General features: G+C 30.3%; 22 protein-coding genes. 8 read left to right on the plus strand and 14 right to left on the minus strand.

Annotated features, from left to right (window positions below; all coding sequences use genetic code 11):
* The first annotated feature begins 124 nt into the window (after window positions 1-124).
* From G9F71_RS18870 to G9F71_RS18885, 4 genes are read left to right on the plus strand one after another with little or no spacing between them, the layout of a single operon-like run.
* Window positions 125-511, plus strand: coding sequence for a GntR family transcriptional regulator (locus tag G9F71_RS18870; RefSeq protein WP_202018002.1), 387 nt, complete (start codon window positions 125-127; stop codon window positions 509-511).
* Window positions 501-1,355, plus strand: a complete 855-nt coding sequence (locus G9F71_RS18875) for an ABC transporter ATP-binding protein (RefSeq protein WP_164951858.1) — start codon at window positions 501-503, stop codon at window positions 1,353-1,355. The genes G9F71_RS18870 and G9F71_RS18875 overlap by 11 nt, the downstream gene beginning before the upstream one ends.
* Window positions 1,356-1,403: 48 nt before the next feature.
* On the plus strand, window positions 1,404-2,126 hold the full coding sequence (locus G9F71_RS18880) for a hypothetical protein (protein ID WP_164951857.1): 723 nt from the start codon (window positions 1,404-1,406) through the stop codon (window positions 2,124-2,126).
* Window positions 2,120-2,890, plus strand: coding sequence for a hypothetical protein (locus G9F71_RS18885; RefSeq protein ID WP_164951856.1), 771 nt, complete (start codon window positions 2,120-2,122; stop codon window positions 2,888-2,890). The genes G9F71_RS18880 and G9F71_RS18885 overlap by 7 nt, the downstream gene beginning before the upstream one ends.
* Window positions 2,891-2,945: 55 nt before the next feature.
* Here G9F71_RS18885 and G9F71_RS18890 read toward each other — a convergent pair whose 3' ends face one another.
* The 4 genes from G9F71_RS18890 to G9F71_RS18905 form a co-directional block, all read right to left on the minus strand.
* Window positions 2,946-3,779 (minus strand): deoxyribonuclease IV, encoded by an 834-nt coding sequence (locus G9F71_RS18890; RefSeq protein WP_164951855.1) that lies wholly within the window; start codon window positions 3,777-3,779, stop codon window positions 2,946-2,948.
* 51 nt (window positions 3,780-3,830) lie between these two features.
* Window positions 3,831-4,664, minus strand: coding sequence for a deoxyribonuclease IV (locus G9F71_RS18895; protein WP_164951854.1), 834 nt, complete (start codon window positions 4,662-4,664; stop codon window positions 3,831-3,833).
* Window positions 4,665-5,044: 380 nt separating this feature from the next.
* Window positions 5,045-6,121 (minus strand): M24 family metallopeptidase, encoded by a 1,077-nt coding sequence (locus G9F71_RS18900; protein WP_164951853.1) that lies wholly within the window; start codon window positions 6,119-6,121, stop codon window positions 5,045-5,047.
* A gap of 65 nt (window positions 6,122-6,186) precedes the next feature.
* A complete protein-coding gene (locus G9F71_RS18905; RefSeq protein WP_164951873.1) occupies window positions 6,187-7,596 on the minus strand; it encodes an APC family permease in 1,410 nt (469 codons plus the stop codon).
* A 360-nt stretch (window positions 7,597-7,956) separates the two neighbouring features.
* Here G9F71_RS18905 and G9F71_RS18910 point away from each other — a divergent pair, with 360 nt between their 5' ends.
* Window positions 7,957-8,502: a helix-turn-helix domain-containing protein gene (locus tag G9F71_RS18910; protein WP_164951852.1), complete on the plus strand. Its 546-nt coding sequence runs from the start codon at window positions 7,957-7,959 to the stop codon at window positions 8,500-8,502.
* A gap of 44 nt (window positions 8,503-8,546) precedes the next feature.
* On the opposite strand, the gene G9F71_RS18915 is transcribed toward G9F71_RS18910, so the two are convergent.
* From G9F71_RS18915 to G9F71_RS18925, 3 genes are all read right to left on the minus strand, one after another.
* The gene (locus tag G9F71_RS18915; RefSeq protein WP_164951851.1) at window positions 8,547-8,978 is read right to left on the minus strand and encodes a DUF6465 family protein; all 432 of its coding nucleotides are present in this window, start codon (window positions 8,976-8,978) and stop codon (window positions 8,547-8,549) included.
* A 296-nt stretch (window positions 8,979-9,274) separates the two neighbouring features.
* A complete protein-coding gene (locus tag G9F71_RS18920; protein ID WP_164951850.1) occupies window positions 9,275-10,198 on the minus strand; it encodes a DUF4179 domain-containing protein in 924 nt (307 codons plus the stop codon).
* Window position 10,199: 1 nt separating this feature from the next.
* Window positions 10,200-10,718, minus strand: coding sequence for a sigma-70 family RNA polymerase sigma factor (locus tag G9F71_RS18925; RefSeq protein ID WP_202018000.1), 519 nt, complete (start codon window positions 10,716-10,718; stop codon window positions 10,200-10,202).
* Window positions 10,719-11,147: 429 nt separating this feature from the next.
* Here G9F71_RS18925 and G9F71_RS18930 point away from each other — a divergent pair, with 429 nt between their 5' ends.
* Window positions 11,148-11,411 carry a ground-like protein gene (locus G9F71_RS18930; protein ID WP_164951849.1) on the plus strand — a complete coding sequence of 88 codons (264 nt, stop codon included), beginning with the start codon at window positions 11,148-11,150 and terminating at the stop codon, window positions 11,409-11,411.
* 49 nt (window positions 11,412-11,460) lie between these two features.
* Here G9F71_RS18930 and G9F71_RS18935 read toward each other — a convergent pair whose 3' ends face one another.
* The 6 genes from G9F71_RS18935 to G9F71_RS18960 form a co-directional block, all read right to left on the minus strand.
* Window positions 11,461-13,077, minus strand: a complete 1,617-nt coding sequence (locus G9F71_RS18935; protein ID WP_164951848.1) for an ABC-F family ATP-binding cassette domain-containing protein — start codon at window positions 13,075-13,077, stop codon at window positions 11,461-11,463.
* 103 nt (window positions 13,078-13,180) lie between these two features.
* On the minus strand, window positions 13,181-14,398 hold the full coding sequence (locus G9F71_RS18940) for a DEAD/DEAH box helicase (protein WP_164951847.1): 1,218 nt from the start codon (window positions 14,396-14,398) through the stop codon (window positions 13,181-13,183).
* Between the two features lie 15 nt (window positions 14,399-14,413).
* Window positions 14,414-16,588, minus strand: coding sequence for a DNA helicase RecQ (gene recQ / locus G9F71_RS18945; RefSeq protein WP_164951846.1), 2,175 nt, complete (start codon window positions 16,586-16,588; stop codon window positions 14,414-14,416).
* A 258-nt stretch (window positions 16,589-16,846) separates the two neighbouring features.
* A complete protein-coding gene (locus G9F71_RS18950; RefSeq protein ID WP_164951845.1) occupies window positions 16,847-17,230 on the minus strand; it encodes a response regulator transcription factor in 384 nt (127 codons plus the stop codon).
* 21 nt (window positions 17,231-17,251) lie between these two features.
* Complete coding sequence (locus tag G9F71_RS18955; RefSeq protein ID WP_164946512.1) at window positions 17,252-18,010, minus strand: LytR/AlgR family response regulator transcription factor; 759 nt, start codon at window positions 18,008-18,010, stop codon at window positions 17,252-17,254.
* Window positions 18,011-18,057: 47 nt separating this feature from the next.
* Window positions 18,058-18,705, minus strand: coding sequence for a sensor histidine kinase (locus tag G9F71_RS18960; RefSeq protein ID WP_164951844.1), 648 nt, complete (start codon window positions 18,703-18,705; stop codon window positions 18,058-18,060).
* 251 nt (window positions 18,706-18,956) lie between these two features.
* Here G9F71_RS18960 and G9F71_RS18965 point away from each other — a divergent pair, with 251 nt between their 5' ends.
* Window positions 18,957-19,448, plus strand: a complete 492-nt coding sequence (locus G9F71_RS18965; protein WP_125004373.1) for a YajQ family cyclic di-GMP-binding protein — start codon at window positions 18,957-18,959, stop codon at window positions 19,446-19,448.
* A 324-nt stretch (window positions 19,449-19,772) separates the two neighbouring features.
* Window positions 19,773-20,018, plus strand: coding sequence for an AbrB/MazE/SpoVT family DNA-binding domain-containing protein (locus G9F71_RS18970; protein WP_125004371.1), 246 nt, complete (start codon window positions 19,773-19,775; stop codon window positions 20,016-20,018).
* A gap of 95 nt (window positions 20,019-20,113) precedes the next feature.
* Here G9F71_RS18970 and G9F71_RS18975 read toward each other — a convergent pair whose 3' ends face one another.
* Window positions 20,114-20,557, minus strand: coding sequence for a hypothetical protein (locus tag G9F71_RS18975; RefSeq protein ID WP_164951843.1), 444 nt, complete (start codon window positions 20,555-20,557; stop codon window positions 20,114-20,116).
* Window positions 20,558-20,630 lie beyond the last annotated feature (73 nt).

A 20,630-nucleotide genomic window follows, 5' to 3' on the forward strand; every position in this document is an offset into this window, starting at 1 on the left:
ATTATTAATTATACGAATATACGTTCTTATTGTCAAATTAAAAAGAATTAATTGTAATCCAAAGAAATCATTGACAAGTTACTGTGTCTATTGTATAGTAACAGTAGACAAGGAGGTGATGTGCTTGAATATTCTTATATCAACCCTTTCCCAAACCCCCATATATGAACAAATACAAATCCAAATAAAAGAAATGGTACTCAAAGGAAAGTTAAAATCCCAAGAACAACTGCCTTCAATAAGGCTTATGGCAAAGGATTTAAAAGTTGGCATCATAACCGTAAAACGGGCTTATGAAGAACTTGAAAAAGAGGGTATCATCATCAATCTACAAGGACGAGGATGCTTTGTAGCCGATATCGACAAAAATAAAATTAAGGCAATACACATTGATATGCTTAGGGAACGGCTTCTTGAAATCAAAGAATTTGCAGATACAACAGATATATCATCTATAGAAATCTTTGAAGTTCTAAATGAAATATACGGAGGTAGTAAAAATGACAAATAAGGCTTTAGAAATCAAAAACTTGAAGGTCAGTATCGGTAATTTTTCTTTAAATGATGTGAATTTCTCAATAGAAAAAGGAACTATTATGGGGTTTATAGGAAAAAACGGCTCAGGCAAAACCACCCTTATCAAATCAATACTTAATATGATTCCACAAACAAGCGGAAATGTGTTATTCGACGGTATCAGCATGTATGGAAATGAAGAAATAGTTAAAGCAAAAATAGGGGTCGTATTTGATAGTTTAATCTATCCTCTTAATCTCAAACCTACTAAAATAAAAAATATGATATCACCTTTTTATAAAACCTTTGATCCTAAACGGTTTGAGGAACTTATGAAACGCTTTGAACTTGATAAGAATAAAAAGCTTTCCGCCTATTCAAAGGGTATGCAGATGAAATTTGGAGTTGTAATGGCCCTATGTCATAATCCTGATTTAATCATACTTGATGAACCCACAGCAGGACTTGACCCTATTGCAAGAGCTGATGTTATGGATTTACTTTTAGAACTTATGCAAAATGAGCAAAGGTCTATACTGTTCTCAACCCATATTACAAGTGACCTTGAAAAAATTGCTGATTATATAACAATGATTGATGATGGTAAAATTGTTTTTTCTAAGGGCAAAGATGAAATGCTTGATATGTACGCCTTGGCACATGTTGATAGAGAGGCTATGACAGATACAATTAAATCTGAACTTATAGGAATAAAAGAAACAACTTTTGGATATGAGGGATTATGCAAGAAAAATTTAAAGCTTCAAAATGCAGAAGGAGTTAAAATTGCCAGACCTACCATTGAGGACATTATGCTTTATATGGGTGCAAAAAAATGAAGCTTACTGGAAACTACAGCATAATAAATTTTACAGGGAGGCGAAAAAATGTTAAATAGATTTTGGAATTACCAACTACTTTTAAGTGGTTCACTTGGCTTTGTTAATGATAAAAAAACTTCGAAATTGCATTCTTTTATTCTATTTATTAGTATAATATTTTTGGGCATTTTCACTGGTATGCTTGATGGATGCGGAGTAATATTTTATCCCATAGTTTTTACTTTGTATGCGGATTATCACATTATAAATTCACAAAATAAATTGTTTGAAATTGTACCAGTTTCAAAGTTATATGTGCTTATAAACATTTATTTATATGTCTTTGTTATGAGTTTGTTTTTTACCGGTGGAGCTATAATCGGATTAGTTCCCTTTAAAATTTTGACACTATTTACTTCTACCTTCACTTTAGTTGACACTATTATAAGTTTATTAGTAAATAATTGGAGAGCTATATTAGTAACAGGTTGTATATCAACTATAATAGTAAGCATTTTATTGCCCATATTTTTTATAAGGCTTAATTTACTTAGAAAAGCCCTTACAATATCAGCAGTTGCACTTGTTACAATCGTACTTCTATTATTTAGGAACACCTTGCCTATTGTAACTGAACTTGGTGAAATAAACTTTTTAGAAAGCATTACAATAATGCCTCATTATAATGAAATTTTATTGATATTATGCTGTGTATGCATAGTAATAATCCCTATTTCAATATTCATATCCTACAAACTATATAAAGGAAAGAGGTGCTTAGCATGTTAAAAAAATTTATTGCTTATCAAAAACTATTGCTAAATTCAATACCATCAATTGGTATAATACCTGAAAATCCTTCCAAGATATTATTTTGTTGTTTCGTAATAGTATTTATGGATATACTTATATTTTCCGGAAATAAAATATCTACAAACAGTATTTTACTCATTGGTTTGCCTATTGGAAGTGTATGGATGATTAATAGAATGCTTTACAATGATCACCATCACAAACTATTCCAAAATGTTCCTGTAAGCAGAAAATATACAGTATTAAATATATTCTTACTGTCAATAGTATCTATCTTTATAGTGTATTTACTATATTTGTTATCTGTTACAGCATTAATAGGTATTACCTTTGGGATTATATATCTTGCAAATCCTAAGAGTTTTAGTAATTCACCTCCAGAATCTGCGGTTCATCAAGTAATAGAAACAACAAAAGGTAATATGTTAATGTTATGTATATTAGTAATAATCCTTTTTATTGGCGTTGTAATTACTCTTATAAAAAATAAAAAACTCAGACTTTCCAGCTTTGCAGGATTTGCTACTATTAGTTATGGACTTTTATTTCTCCTAAAGTTTAATATGCCAATATCACCCATATCTGACAAGGTTGAATTTCTTGAAAGTTTTTCTATAATGCCTCAGGGGAATACAATTCTGCTTTATGTATCTTTTGCGACAATTATAATATGCATTGCTTCAGTTTTTGTGGGCTATAAGCTTTATGTTGGTAAATCAAATGATTCCAAGCACTATTAGTTTCATTAAATAAACAGATATTTATCTCATATCTGTTTATTTACTTTTCACCATATTATTCTATATATGCTTCTCGCAATATCTTAATTTCCTCAGCATGACCGGATAATTCAATTGGAGTTTCTAAAAAGAATGGTAAGTGACGTAGTTTTGGGTGATTAATAATTTTAATAAACACTTCTTTCCCCATAGAACCTTCACCAATTTTTTCATGGCGATCTTTATGACTTTCAAATGGATTTTTACTATCATTTAAGTGAATAGCGTATAGCCTATCAAGACCAATTATCCTATCAAATTCATTTATGACTCCCTCTAAATCATTAACTATATCATAACCAGCATCATAAATATGACAAGTATCAAGACATACCCCTATTTTATCTGAAAGTATAACTCCATCAATAATTGCTTTTAGTTCTTCAAAACTTCTGCCTACTTCTGTTCCTTTACCGGACATTGTTTCAAGAAGAACTGTGGTAGTTTGTTCTGGTTTTAGTACAGTGTTAAGCATATTTATAATATATTCTATGCCTTTTAAGACACCTTGTTTTAAATGATTACCTGGATGGAAATTATAAAGACTATTAGGCATGTATTCCATTCTTTTTAAATCATCTGCCATAACATTAATTGCAAATTCTCTTGTGTGCTCATCAGCAGAACAAGCATTTAATGTATATGGAGCATGTGCTAGAATTATAGCAAATTTATTTTCTTTTGCTATTTCTAATAGCGCCTCTACATCTTTTGGGTCAATTTCTTTTGCCTTACTACCTCTAGGATTACGGGTGAAAAACTGAAATGTATTTGCTCCTATTTTAAGCGCTTCTTCTCCCATAGCCTTATATCCTTTTGACACTGATAAATGACAACCTATATTTAACATAATTTCCCCTTCAATAGTGTAGAAAAAACTTACCACGTGGGTGGCACCATATTATTCTACATACGCCTCTCGTAATATTTTAATTTCCTGCGCATAACCAGACAATTCATTTGGAGTTTCTAAAAAGAATGGTAATTGACGTAGTTTTGGGTGATTAATAACTTTAATAATCACATCTTTTCCAATAGAACCTTCACCTATTTTTTCATGGCGGTCTTTATGACTTTCAAATGGATTTTTGCTATCATTTAAGTGAATTGCATATAGTTTATCAAGACCGATAATTCTATCAAATTCCTCTACGACACCATCTAAATCATTGACAATATCATAACCTGCATCGTAAATATGACAAGTATCAAGACATACACCCATTTTGCCTGAAAGTGTAACCCCCTCAAGAATTTGTTTTAATTCTTCGAAAGTTCGACCAACCTCCGTTCCCTTACCTGACATTGTTTCAAGAAGTACTGTAGTAGTTTGTTCTGGTTTTAGCACAGTGTTTAGCATATTTATAATATAATCTATCCCCACCTGAGCCCCTTGCTTTACATGACTACCTGGATGGAAGTTATAAAGACTATTAGGCATGTATTCCATTCTTTTTAAATCATCTGCCATAACATTAATTGCAAATTCTCTTGTGTGCTCATCAGCAGAACAAGCATTTAATGTATATGGTGCATGTGCTAAAATTATAGCAAATTTGTTTTCTTTTATTATTTGTAAAAGTGCTTCTACATCTTTCGGATCAATTTCTTTTGCTTTACTCCCTCTAGGATTACGGGTAAAAAACTGGAATGTATTTGCGCCTATTTTAATAGCCTCTTCACCCATAGCTTTGTAGCCTTTTGATACTGATAAATGACAACCTATATTTAACATGATTTTTCCTCCAATATTATAGAGATAATGTAACCACTATCGTTTTTATTTTTTTATTAAACTTTCCCCATTTGTTGAAATTACTTCTTTATACCAATTGTGTACCTGATTTTTTTCATTAATCATTTTATTTTGCTTCCACTTAATAAATTCAATTTTGTGGGGTAGTAATCCTGCCTATAAATACTTAAACACCGTTAAATTTAAATTTGTATAATATATTATCAATAACTAGTGTATCCGAAACTTATATATTAATATGTATAAGAGCTTCCATAAAAATTAATTTTATGGAAGCTCTTTAATTTACTGAAATAAGAAAATGGAAGTCTCATTTTTAACTTATGAAACTTCCACTTTATTTAAAATGCATTTTTATGCTATTCTACTATTATTAAATCCTTTGTATAGTGGTTTAATACTTCGCAACCATCCTGGGTCACTATTACTAAATCTTCTATACGTACACCAACATCCCCTGGTATGTATATACCTGGTTCTATTGAGAAACACATTCCTACTTCTACTTTATCTGTATTAACAGAAGAAACATCTCCAAACTCATGATCTTCAATTCCTATAGAATGTCCTAATCTATGAGTAAAGTATTTTCCATAACCTTTTTCTGTAATATAGTCTCTTGCTGCAGCATCAATGTCGCAAAATCTAACTCCTGGTTTAACTTTTTCAATGCCTCTTTTATTAGCTTCTCTAACTATGTTGTAAACTTCTCTGCTATGTTCTGATACACTTTTATAAAAAACTGTTCTCGTCATATCTGAGCAATATGAGTCTTTTATACAACCAATATCAATAACTACACAGTCGCCTTCTTTAACAGTTGAGTTATCCATAACATGATGAGGATCTGCTGCATTAGCACCATAACCTACTATTGGGTCAAAGGAATGTCCTTCAGCTCCCATTTCTTCCCACATATCACCAAGTAGTTTCCCCATTTTCTTTTCAGTATATTTTTTAGTTACAAGTTTTATCATCTTTTCAACGGCAATATCATTAAGTTTTGATGATGCCCTCAAAAATTCTTTTTCTTTTTCATCCTTTGAACTTCTTACTTCATCAATAATGCTAGAACCATTAACAAATGCGCTACCACCTTTTAGCTCCATTAATCTTAATAAGAAATGAGCAGCCCAGTTTTTATCTATACCCATTGGCAAATCTTTATCGATATGTTTTAAAAGAATTTCCACTGGTTTGTCAGTATCGCTATACCATACCATTTCTACGCCTAAATCTTCACTTATAGGGAATAATTCATTAATAAATAACTTGTTATTTCCATTTGTATTAAGATACAACGCAAGCATTCGCTCACCAGGTAATATCCATTTGCCCGTAAGATAGAAAATAGCATTTGAATCAGAAACTATCATTTGAGGTATTTTCTTATCTCCCATAATTTTTAAAACTTTATTAAGTCTTTCCTGTATCATTAAAAATCCCTCCTAAAATATTATAATTATATTTTGATTCTCTGCCTTTGGCAGGGAACTATAAACTATTTTTTTTCTTCTTTAAATCCCGTTCTCTTTACGAAATTTTTCCAAATAATATTTCCACTAACTATAACAACTAATGCTCCACCAATCATCTGGACCTCGTATATTATATTTTCTTTCAAACTTGGCATTACTGGTGCCGCTGATAGAATTATACCAAGTACGACTACAACTAATACCATTTGTGCAATTCTAATTGAAGTATTGTTGTTTTTTGAAAGTTCATATGGTCTTACTTCATCTGGTCTTGTTTTTCTAAGTTTTATATAAGCTGCAAATAGTAATATATAAGGGAACAGCGCTGTAAGTGCTGTCATTGTAACAAGTACATTATATATCGTATCAACTGAAGGTAGCAAATTTATTGCAAGTAAAATTACCGATACTATTATTGCTTGAAGATAAACTGCTTTTACTGGTATATTATTCTCATTAACTTTTGTAAATTTTGCTGAGAATATACCCTTATGAACACTTCCAAAAAGCATTTTTATTGGTGATGCAATATAAAGTATTATTGCTCCAAAGACTGAAAGTGATATTCCAAATGCAACAATTTTTATAAACCAAGTTCCAATTCCAAGACTTGCAGCAACTGTTGAAAGTGCTACTAAAATCCCCTGTGAAGCTGTTATCTTGCTAGCTGGTAAAATAAGTGTAATAGCAATTGAACCTAAAACATAAAGACCTGCAACTAAGGAAGCTGCAATTAATATTGCTTTTGGTAAATCTTTTTTAGGGTTGTCCATCTCTGTTACAAAGTTTGCAGTTGTCTCTGCCCCAGATAGTGCAAACATTACACTTGAAATCGCTGCAAATGAGTCCATATTTAATTTAGGGGTAAGCGTTTTCACTGTATAAACAGATGCTGGCTCATTACCAAAAACGTATACAGACACAATACCCATAACTATTAATAATACTGCAGGTACAGTTGAACCTAAGGCTCCAATGTTTGTAAATAGTTTTGCAAACCCCATCCCTCTTGTACTTATATATGATAGTATCCAGAAAATTATTAAAGACAATATCATTACAAACATCTTATTGCTAGCAAGCTCAGGTCTTCCAATAGTATAAGATATATTTACAATTAAGAATGTCAAAAATGAAGTATACCAAAATAATTTTGCAGTCCAATTCAGCCATGAAACCAAGAATCCTTGTTTTTCACCATAAGCTTCCTTTACCCACTCGTAAAGACCACCATCTCTTGGATAAGTTGCTGCAAGCTCAGCACAAATAAGTGCACCTGGTACAAAGAATACAAATGTGAAAACTATCCATGTTGGAATAGCTCCTAGTCCTAGTCCAAAGCTCGATGCCGTTGACTTTGCAATCCACCTAATTCCAAAGAGTGCTGATACATTCATAAATACTAAATCCCATAAACCAATTTTTCTTTTAATTAAACCAGTTTTTTCTTTCATTTTTTTCCCCCTGCTTTCTTTTCAGTGTTTTATTAATATTCAGTATATTGTGCTATTTGTACTTTCACTCTACCATAAAAATTTAACAATGTACAGAATTATTTAAGTATTACAATAATATTTTCATTGCTACAGTAATTTATTAAATAATTTTTTTCTTATAAATATCACAATTCATTAAATATTGTAATAACTATGCTGTTTGGTATATTGAATAATTATTTTTAGTATGGTACTATGTTGAATAATAGATGTAATCACTGTAGTAAAAAAAATGAGAAGTTTTTTAATTATAAACTACTATGCACTGTAACAATTGATTAGATTTGGAGGAAAATAATGTTAACTGAAATAGCAGGAAAAATTCGTAATTTAAGAAAAGAAAAGGACTTAACGTTAAAAGATTTGAGCATAAAGACTGGCCTTTCAGTAAGCTTTCTATCTCAGGTAGAAAACGGCTATTCTTCACTTGCAATAACTTCACTAAAGAAAATTGCAGAAGCGTTGAATGTTCCAATGAATTATTTTTTCAAGCCTCCTGAAATACACAATTTTTTAGTTAAGGCGCAAGAAGAAAAAGCATTTAAAATAGAAGGATCAAATTCAGAATTTATTAGAATTAGCGGAGATTTTACTGGAAGAAAAATTGAATCTTTGATAATCATTATTCCTCCGGAGCAAATGCATGGAAGCAAATCTAGTCATCCCGGTGAAGAATTTGTTTATCTACTTGAAGGAGCACTAATTGTAAATCTTGCTGGAACCGATTATTTATTAAAAGCAGGCGATTCCATACAATATCCCTCAACCACTGATCATTCATGGACAAATCCACTTAATCAGAAAACAAAATTGATTAGCATTGTTACTCCATTAATTTTCTAATTCAATTAAACAAGAAGGCCATAAGCCTTCTTTTTTAATTTATCTTAAGATAATTTCAAGTCTATGTTGATTTTCCCATTTACTAAACAATAAGCCGTATCATCTTCAACCTTTAGATATACATCTAAAGTCTTAAGTTCTGAAAGTTTATGAGATTTAACCCACTCATCATGAATTTTTTCTAGTATTGTATGTTTGCTAACCTCTTTCCCCTGATATTGAACGTAAAATGAAACATCGACTTTCTTAGCTATTGTTTTTTTTGCAACAGTTGTGGCAACGGTGGCTGCTTTAGTAGCCTTTGCTTTAACATTTTTAGCAGTATCTTTCACTGCATTAATAGTCTTTTCCATATTTTCTTTTTTCACAACGTCAGAAGCCACTTTTATTGCTGTTTCTTCCGTAGACTTTATAACTTTTTCTGCTTTTGACTTTACAGACTCTTTAGCAGATATTAAATCACTATTTTTTTTCATATTTTTTACCTCCACTTATATTTTTTTGATTTTGTTATTATATTCTATATATTTTTCAAAAAACCTTTTTTGTAGAAATAAAATACTACCTATAATTGCATTCTAGAAACATTATAACACTATTTTTCAATAAATTGAATATGTTCCATTTAATAACGAAAAACATTAAAAAACTATAAACTAACAAAATTACTTGCATTATTTTACTCCAAATTTGCTCATTTATAGTAAAAAAGTAGCAGAGTACAAAAACATAATTGTATCCTGCTACTTTTACAGACTCGCTTTACATTTAATTATTTAATTTGTTTTGGAATCTCTAAGTTACCTCTTTCCTCAACAACAAATTTAAGATTTTCCCCATATTTTGTTGCTAAATCTTTAATTTTAGCCTCCGCTTCAGCTTTAGTATTAAAAACACCTGCCTCCACACAGAATGTACCTTTATTATCCTTAAGTGTTCTAACATTAAGTTGTTGAAACAATTGCTCCTCTATTATTCCTAAATTCTCACCAAATTCATTAGACAAAGTTCTAACAGCATACACAGTTTTTGTTGATTCATCTTTATCTTGTGTTAATTTAATTACAATACGAGCAGGATCTCTATATTCTTTTACTTCATATTTTATAGGTTTATTAAATACAATTGTAAATTTAACAGCTGAATCATCTAGAATCATATTTTTGTATATATCTGAAACATAACTACTTTTCTTAATAACTTCAAAGTCTTTTTCTGCTGTTAAAGCTCTTGCTCCATTAATGGTAAAAGTCATAGTAGTCGGATTACTTTTATAATCCACTTTAAAGTGAGCAACATTATCTGTAACTTTATTATCCTTATTGTTAGTAAAGTTAATCACTATAGTTTCATTACTAGCATTCTTTTTGATATTTATAGAATTTGCATCTGCTCCATCAGTAATCTTACCCCCAATGGCTTCTCCATTCTTAAATTGAAGTACCTTAACTAACTTCCCAACTATAGGAACATCTACTAAAGAGTTAGCAAATGCAGGCATAGTATTTATACTAATAGTGAACACAGTAAAAACAGCAACACTTGCAACAAATCCTTTTAACCAACCTTTTTTTATATTTTCTTTTTTCATTCTTGATCTTCCTTTCACTAATGATATATCAACAAATTCACTTAAATTTTCTGGTACTTGTATGTCATCATAAATTTTCTTTAAATCTTCTAAATTATTACTCATATTATTCAACCTCCTTAAGATCAATTTTAAGTTTTTCTAAACCACGATAAAGTTGTGTTTTAACTGTGCTTAATGGTATTTTAAAAATATCTGAAATATCCTTTAGTGTTAAATCTTCAAAATATTTTAAAATTACTATGGATTTATATTTGGTATCTAAATTTTTTAAAGCTTCATGCAAATCCATAATTTCTTCAGTATTATTTGAATTTGAAGCCATGTCTTCTATGTGTTTTTCATCAATATATATAACTTTTTTTGATTTATTCAAATAGTTTATTGAACAATTTATAGTTATTCTTGTGAGCCATGTATTAAAATACTGTGGCTCTTTTAAATGTTTTATAGATACTAGAGCTTTATAAATCACTTCTTGCATTATATCAAGAGCATCTTCAGTATTATTTATATAACTGTATGCTACCTTATATATATTATCTTTTCTACTTTGCATTAAGGTATCAAAACTCTCATTATCCCCTTTTACAGCTTTTTTAATTAATTCTATCAGTTTAATCACCCCTATAGAGATTTTTTATAGATCTATAATTTTTCATCTTCACCCATTAGACAAAGATTTATAGCAAATAGTTTCATATAGTGAAAAAACATATATTTAAATTTTATTTATCCATTATTTTAGATAAAAGTTCTAATCTTTGCTTTATTTTATATTCACACTTAGTGAAACCCAGAATATATTAAAGTACCACCTATAATTTTTTTTATTTAATGATTTTAAAGTGGAACTCCATCACCTAGATGTGCTGGTATTAATACCAAAGCAACTACAATACTTAAGTTAAAGTGTAAAATTTCTTCCTAAAGTAGCGGATTAAGAACTTTAGTTGATTTTTAAACTTTTAACTTAGGCACAGGAAAATAAATAGCAAGCATTCTTATCTGTTATTTATTTGACTGTACCGAAATATAAAGGGAGGGTTTTTATATGAGTCATAGACATAAAAACTGTTGTTGTAGTAATAATTGTTGCTGTAAACCTGTTTGTAGATGTGAAAACATTTGTGGAAACAGCTGTGGAAATGGCTGCGGAAATAGTTGTGGAGGCGGCTTTGGGAATGGTTGTGGAGGCGGCTTTGGGAATGGTTGTGGCGGTGGCAGTGGTATTTGGTTAGCTCTTTTACTTTTAGGCATTGGTGGACGTGGTGGTTGCGGCGGTTGTGGCGGTGGATTTGGTGGCTGCGGCTTTTAATTAATTTAAAAAGCACTTCTAATAAAATTTTTATTAGAAGTGCTTCTCTTTATTTGTACATAAGTTCTAATTCTTTTTGAATATCATCACTTTCTTGGAATTCATCATAAGACATTTGTTTATCCATTATACCCTTAGGTGTAATTTCTATTATTCTATTTGCAACTGTTTGAACTAGCTGATAATCATGGGACGTAAGTAGCATCGTTCCCGTAAAGCTAGTTAACCCATTGTTTAATGCAGTAATAGACTCTAGGTCTAAATGATTAGTAGGCTCGTCTAATATTAATACATTAGCATTACTAAGCATCATCTTAGAAAGCATACATCTAACCTTTTCTCCACCAGACAAGACACTAGATTGTTTAAGAGCTTCTTCTCCTGAGAAAAGCATTCTTCCTAAAAAGCCTCTAATAAAGCTTTCTGCCTTTTCCTCTGAAAATTGTCTAAGCCAATCAACTAAGCTACAATCTACATCATTAAAATATTCTGAGTTATCCTTTGGTAAATAAGCCTTAGAAGTAGTAACTCCCCATTTAAATTCACCACTATCTGGCTCCATTTCACCCATTAAAATCTTAAATAATGTAGTTTTAGCTATTTCATCTGCACCTGTAAAAGCAATTTTATCTCCCTTGTTAACTATAAAAGACAAATTATCAAGAAGTTTTACTCCATCTATAGTTTTACTTAGATTTTCAACTACTACTAAATCATTTCCAGCTTCTCTTTCTGGTTTAAAACCAACAAAAGGATATTTACGTGAAGAAGGTTTTATATCATCTAAAGTCAATTTATCTAATTGCTTTTTACGAGAAGTAGCTTGTTTTGCTTTAGAAGCATTAGAACTAAATCTAGCAATAAAGTTTTGAAGCTCTGCAATTTTTTCTTCTTTTTTCTTATTTGAATCTTTAGCCATTTGAAGAGCGAGTTGACTAGACTCATACCAAAAATCATAATTTCCAACAAATAATTGAATTTTACTAAAGTCTATATCTGCAACATGAGTACATATTTTATTTAAAAAATGCCTATCATGAGAGACAACTATAACAGTACTTTCAAAATTTAATAAGAAATTTTCAAGCCACTTTTTAGATTTTGCATCTAAATTGTTTGTAGGCTCATCCAGTAATAAAATATCTGGCTTACCAAATAGTGTTTGTGCAAGGAGTACCTTAACCTTTTCTGATCCTGTTAGTTCCTTCATTTTTTTGCTTTGAAGTTCTTCAGTTATGCCAAGGCCCATTAAAAGAATTGAAGCTTCTGATTCCGCTTCCCATCCATTAAGTTCCGCAAATTCACCTTCTAGTTCTGAAGCTCTAATTCCGTCTTCATCCGTAAAATCTGATTTTGCATATAATTCATCTTTTTCTTTCATTATTTCAAAAAGTCTTACATGTCCCATCATTACAGTATTAATAACTTCATGCTCATCAAACTCAAAATGATCCTGCTTTAAAACTGCTAGTCTTTCTCCTGGTGTAATTATAACTTCTCCGGTATTGGACTCAATTTCACCTGATAATATTTTAAGAAAAGTTGATTTACCAGAACCATTTGCACCAATTAACCCATAACAATTACCAGGTGTAAATTTTATATTAACATTATCGAATAATTTACGTGCACCATATCTTAAACTTATATTATTTGTACTAATCATATATTTATAAATACCTCCATACATTAAGTGATTCCATTATAGTCAAACTACTGCCCATTATACCACAGGTCAGGAAAGTAGGCTAATGAAATTTATTCCTAATTTATTTATTTTTATTGAATTTATTAGTGTTTGATGTTTTATTTTGGATCCTTTCTGCGCGCTTCGCTTTAGGGGCATCCTCTGGCTCAATAATTCTTCCCATGTAGATATCTTTTTGCAGAATTTCTATATTAAAATCTTTTTCATAAGTTTTAATAAGATCAAGTTCCCTCTCTTCTGCTATGGATAGTGCTAGCCCACGCTGACCCATTCTTGCTGTTCTTCCTACTCTATGTAAATAGTCCTTAGAGTTCTCTGGTATATCAAGGTTGAATATATGCGTTACTCCTCCTATGTCAAGTCCTCTAGCTGCTAAATCAGAAGCTACCAAAAGCTGGATTTTCCCTAAATTGAAATCCTCAATAGCTTTCTTTCTATTTTCTTTTTCAGACGTTCCATGAATTCCTTCTACACTTAATCCATGATATCTAAGCTTTGAAGTTGTAATTTCTACCTCATCACTTTTATTTATAAATATTATTGCTTTTTCAGGATTCGTAGCACTTATAAGTTTCCTTAAAAGAATCAATTTTTCTCTTCTTTCAACCAAGAAATACATATGTTCTATGTTAGGGTTTACAACACTTTTATCCCCTACTTTAATAACCTCTGCGTCCTTCATTAGTGTTTTTGAAATCTCTACGGCTTTAAGTGATACTGTAGCTGAGAATAACATGATTTGTCTATCCCTAAGGGTAGTTTTTATTATTGACTTTACTCCCTCTATGTTATTTTCATCTATCATTCTATCACCTTCGTCAATTACTATAGTCTTTACAAAGTGTGATTTTAGTTTTTTCATAGTTATAAGTTCTAAAATTCTTCCTGCAGAGCCAACTACTATATGTGGTTTTTCCTTAAGAGACTCTAGCTGTCTTTTGATATTAACATTGCCTATTATGCTAGTGGATTTTACTTGCGACGCTGAGTTCTCTGATAGGAGTTCTATCTGCTTATGTATTTGCATTGCAAGCTCATGAGTAGGTGCAAGAATAATTGCTTGAATATCTTTTGATGTTATATCTATTTTTTGGAATATAGGCAGTAAATAAGCTAGTGTTTTACCTGTACCCGTTTCTGATTCTCCTATTATGTCTTTGTTTTCAAGTCCTAGAGGAATAGCCTTTGCTTGGATTTCTGTAGGGCTTTCGATTCCTTGTTTTTTTAAACCTTCTATAAGGTTTTCTTGTAATCCTAATTCAACAAATGATTTATCCATATTTTCTCCTTTTTTCTAAGAAATTTTATTGTTCGCGTGCTTAAATATAGTTGCTTTTATAGCTAAATAATCTACTTCCTTTGGCAGCGCGTCTTTAATAGGTTTTAACTTTGAAGCTCCGATTTTTTCTATGACCTCTATAATAAGTGCTTCATGACTTTTCGGAATAAAATCATCTAAATTCACTTCAAATCCCTCATAAGCACATTTTAATATATGATCTTGTACTGTAAGACTTTTTAATTGTCTCTCAGAAATTATATCTTCTATGCGCATGCCCTCTTTATACATATTATAAGTAATAACATAGCTAGGCAGCTTATCTTCATTTTCGCCCTTCTGTTCCACTGCCGCTTCATTTAAAGCCTTAATATCAACTTCTTCATTATATAGTATTTCTTCCTTAAATTCTATATTATTTTCATTCATATATTTTTTTATAGCCTGAATAAATTCTTCCCCATACTTATTAAGTTTAGATTCTCCTACCCCTTTGATACTTAACATTTCACTCTTATTTACTGGGAAATATTCGCTCATTTCTCTTAGGGCACTATCTGCAAAAACAATATATGGTGGAACTTTTTCCCGCTCAGAAATCTCTTTTCGAAGTGAGCGCAATATTTCAAATAAACCATTACCGCCAGCTGCCTTAGCTTTTTTCTTCTCAACCTTCTGATAGACCTTTTCCTGGTTTTTGAGTACTGCCACAGCTTTTTCTTTTAAACGAACCACTGGAAATTGACCATCTGCAAGGGATAAATAGTCTTCTGCCGTAAGCACATTTATAAGGTCTCTTATCTCTTTAACAGTATATTGCTTTATTATTCCGTAGGTAGATAGTTTTTCAAATCCAAGGTCCAAAACTTTTTTATTCTTAGAACCTCGAAGCACCTCTGCAATTAAGGTAGTACCAAATCTCTCCTTCATCCTAAGGATGCAAGAAAATATTTTTTGTGCCTCAATAGTTATATCTACTAACTCACTTTCATCATTGCAAGTACTACAATTGTCGCATTTATCTCTAGTATTTTCTTCACCAAAATATTCTAAAATAAACTGCCTAAGGCATCTAGTTGTATGCGCGTAATCCACCATAGCTTGAAGTTTCTTGTATTCGCTTATCTTTCTTTCAGGAGACACGGTGCTTTGTTCTATAAAGAATTTTTGAAGTAGTACGTCTGCTGCAGAAAATAATAATATGCATTCACTAGGCTCTCCATCACGGCCTCCACGCCCTGCCTCTTGATAATAAGCCTCCATGCTCTTTGTTAAATTATAATGAATTACATATCGAACATTTGATTTGTCTATTCCCATTCCAAAGGCATTTGTAGCAATAATAATATTTATATCATCATACAAAAATTTTTCTTGGTTTTCCTTCCTCTGCGAGTCAGCTAGTCCTGCATGATATTTTCCAACATTGTATCCCTTTTTATTCAAAAGCTCATAAAGATTATCCGTTTCCTTTCTTGTAGCGGTATAGATTATACCTACTTTGTCTTTATTATCTTCAATATATTTCAAAACAAAATCTCTTTTGTTTTCTCCACGAATAACAGTAAAGCTTAAATTTTCTCTATTAAACCCAGTTACATAAATATCTGGCTCCCTTAATTCTAGTAACTTTATAACGTCTAATCTTACAGCCTGCGTTGCAGTTGCAGTAAAAGCTGCTATAATTGGTCTTACATGTAATTTTCTTATCAAACTAGAAATTGCTGAATAACTAGGTCTAAAATCATGTCCCCATTGAGATACACAATGAGCTTCATCCACTGCTAAAAGCGATATTGTTAATCTATTTAGCATGTTACAGAAAAATTCTGATTCTAGTCTTTCAGGTGCAACGTAAAGAAGCTTAAACTCTCCCTTAGAAGTCTTATCAATTCTTTCATTAACTTCATTAATGCTGAGTGAGCTATTTATATATGTTGCCGCTATACCTACACTATTTAAGGTATCTACCTGATCCTTCATAAGAGATATAAGTGGTGATATTACAAGAGTTACTCCTGGTAGAAGCAGTGCCGGAATCTGATAACAAACTGATTTTCCTGCACCTGTAGGCATTACAGCAAATGTATCCTTCCCATTTATAATACTCTCAATTACACTCTCTTGTCCTTTTCTAAAACTATCATATCCATAATACTTCTTTAATTTTTCTTGTGCTTTACGTAACATACATCTCTACCTCTCATCCGTAATAATTTCTTATAATAGTATAACATTATTTAAAAAACTCTGTACTCTTATGGTGCCAAACTTTATCTTGTTTTAAAGTCAAAACAAAAATATTTAAGTATAACGCTTTAAACAAAAGCCTGCTATTATTTATTTTTGTCAATTTTATCATATTTAAAACATAAAAAAATAGATTTATTCTTTCATTTTTTCAATGCGAAAAAATCAAAAGAATAAATCTAAAAATCTATAGTGACCCTAATTAAGTTTTAATCCCAGTACCTCTGCAGCTATGGCTAAAACTTCATCAAAATAAAAAGGCTTGGTAATGTATTTATCACATAATACAACCTTACCTCTATTTTTATCTTCTGCTTGTCCCTTTGCAGTTAGAAGTACTATATAGGTATTCATTAGGTTAAATTCCTTTTTCACTAAATTACATACCTCATAACCATCTATTTCAGGCATCATAATATCTAAAAACACTAAATTTGGTTTCTCCCTTAGGATTATATCCAGTCCTTGCTTTCCATCTTCCGCAAGAACTATCTCTACCCCTTGCTCTTTAAACTCTTCAAGTATTTCCTCTAATAATAATCTATTATTGACTTCATCGTCTACTATTAATATTTTTTTCATTTACATCCCTCACCTTTAGCATTACATATTAATTATTTTTTTGAATTCTTTAACATAGTGTCTGCTTACAGGCACTTCCTCTTTCCATCCTTCTATTTTTAGCACAAAGGTACTATTAAACCAGGGAACTATTTTATGAATTTTATCTAAATTAACTAAATAACTTTTATGACTCCTAAAAAAATTATAATTGCTTAATTTATTTCCTAATTGATTTAAAGTGTACTGTGTTGTAAAATTGCCATCTTTAGTTAAAACAAGCACCTCTTTATTTAACACGGTACAATATAATATATCTTGTGGGTTCACAAGATATATGCATTCTTCTTTCCAAAGTGGTAGCTTTTTCATGCCCGTTATTTCTTGTTTTTCAGGAAATATATTATTATAGCTAAATGGAGGTATATTTTCATTACAATTATATCTTTCATTTATTTTATCCATAGTAATCTGGAGCCTTTCCTCGGAAAATGGCTTCAAAACATAATCAATAGCATTAATTTCAAAAGCTTTTACAGCATATTTATCAAATACTGTTGCAAATACAATGTTTACTGGGAAGTCCATCTTACATATCTCTTCAGCTAAAGTAAACCCATCAATCTCTGGCATTTCTATATCTAGAAATACAATTTCAGGTTTAGCTTTTTTTATAAACTCTAAAGCGGTTAAGGAATCCACATACTTACCTATAATTTCTACCCCACTGTTTTTACTTAAAATAAAACTTAGCTCATTCAAAGACAATTTTTCATCATCTACTAATACTACTCTTAACATATAAATCCCACCCATATTTAAATTTCATCCTACTAATAAAATGGAAGCTATTCATATTTTATATTCTCTATTGGTATATATAATGTTATACAAGTCCCCACATTAAATTTACTAACTACTTCTAATTCCGCATTATATAACTCTTTATATTGAGAATTTAAAGTTGAAATTGAGCCCCCACTTTCATCTTTAAATAGCCCCCTTATTTGCACATCCTCCATACCAACTCCATCATCTTTGACTTTTATTACTATTTTTTCACACTTAACAGCAACCATAAAGGTTATTGTTCCTCCATGATTTTTTTTTAAAATTCCATGTATAATTGCATTTTCAATTAAATTGTATATTGAATTTTTAGGGATTAAAAAATTTACATCTCCTTGAATATCGTACACAATATTTAATCTATGGTCAAACCTAACCTTTTGAATATACAAATAAGATTTTATGCACTCTATTTCCTTATGCAAAAAAACGATTCCATCCGTTGCGTCAAATTTAAATCTTAGATAGCTACTAAGTTCTAAAATAACTTTTCTAGCTTCCTCCGAATTTTCCCTACACAATGATAATATGCTATTTAATGTATTAAAGAGGAAGTGTTGATTTATGTCGGTTAACATTTGTTTAGGTTCTTTATTAATTTCAATGTTATTTATATTTTTTAATTTGTTTTTTTCATATACTTTCACTTATTTTTCTCCTTACAAACATTTTTGTTTTACATTATTTAACGTAGTACTTATAATATATACTATGCAATTAAAAAAACATCTTATTTTTATCTCTAGTAAGTATATCGTTAAATTTTGTAAATACCTTAGAAAAAATTATATCCTTTATTAATTAACTCCTTTACATTTTCATATTATTAATTTACTATTAATTAAGAGAATTCTATTAATTAGTGAATTCTATTAAAGTATAGAGGAGGTTTTTAATTATGGCAGCTGCACATTCGTTTGACATAGTATCAGATGTAGATTTGCAAGAAGTAGACAACGCAATAAACCAAGCATTGAAAGAAATCAAACAAAGATATGATTTTAAAAACACTATTACTGAAATCAACCTAGTGAAGGAAGATATCAAAATAGTATCTGATGATGATTTTAAATTGAAATCAGTTATAGAGGTTCTTGTAAGTAAATTAATTAAAAGAGGTATATCTGGAAAAGCATTAGATCTAGGTAAACAAGATGTTGCTACATTAGGTTCTGCAAGACAAACCGCTAAAATTGTAAAAGGTATTTCCACTGAAAAAGCAAAAAAAATAATTGCAGAAATTAAATCTAGTAAAATTAAAGTTCAAGCTCAAATTATGGATAACCAATTAAGAATTACCGGTAAAGACCTTGATGATTTGCAAGAAGTAATGGCACTTGTAAAATCAAAAGATTTTGATATTGCTCTGCAGTTCACTAATTATAGATAGTCACCTGCTCGAAGGCTAGTACCCATGGTACTAGCCTTTTTGCTATTTACTTTAAACACATTTTTACTTTATACCCTATAATTTTTTACACTAATTACAATTCATTATAGATATTGTATTTATATAAAAAATTATGTATAATGTAGAGGGCATTATAATACTGTTTAAAATGACAGACTATTATGACCTTTTTGCATAATACGTAAAAGTTTATTAATTTTTATTATTATTATTAAATATTTTCATAAACCTATTGACGTTTTATGTTATTTTTGCTACAATTTAATTATAAATAAGTCGAAAGATGTTCGAGGAGGAAATTATATGAAATCAACAGGTATAGTAAGAAAAGTGGACGAACTTGGAAGAATTGTTATTCCTATAGAATTAAGAAGAACTTTGGATATAGATATCAAAGATGCTTTAGAAATCTATGTAGATGGTGAACAAATCATCCTAAAAAAATATGAGCCAGCTTGTATTTTCTGTCAAAACGCAAGAGATGTTGTAAACTACAAAGGTAAAAACATTTGTAAAGATTGTCTTGCTGAATTAGGATCAGGAAAATAATTTAAGATTTTTCTAAAGACCCATAGCTTGAATAGGCTATGGGTCTTTAAAAAAACAAACGAGATTTCCTTTATTGGGATATCTCGTTTATTTTTTTATGTTTTTAGTCTAAACTCGCTACAACACTTAGAACAAGTTACAATAATTTTACCCTTCCCCTTTGGAAGTCTTAATTTTTGCCCACATTTAGGACAAATGGTAACTATATATTTTCTTCTTTCTTTTAATCTTTCTATAGGTTTATATTTCTTGATTTTAGCATTAAGCATTTCCATATCTTTCTTAATATTAATTAAGTTCATGCTTTTCTTGAAATTATCCATTTTATAATTAAAACTTCTTTTTGTGGTTTCAAAAACAAATTTTTTATTATTTCTACCATGTACTTTAATTGATTTGCTCCTCCAAATTGAATAGATAATAATTGCTGTTCCTAAAATCCATGCATACCCAGTTACAAACAAAAATACTCCTATAAATAAGATTATTTTTGAAAACCTATCCCAGCCATAAAATTCTCTAGCAAAGTTAACAGACATTTATACTATTCCTCCTATTATCCTCTGGAGTAATTAACAATTCACAATTGTTACTACCCTTCTTATTCTTACT

Origin of the sequence: Clostridium sp. FP2, assembly GCF_011065955.2 — a bacterium.
Taxonomy (GTDB): Bacteria; Bacillota; Clostridia; order Clostridiales; family Clostridiaceae; genus Clostridium_AD; species Clostridium_AD tagluense.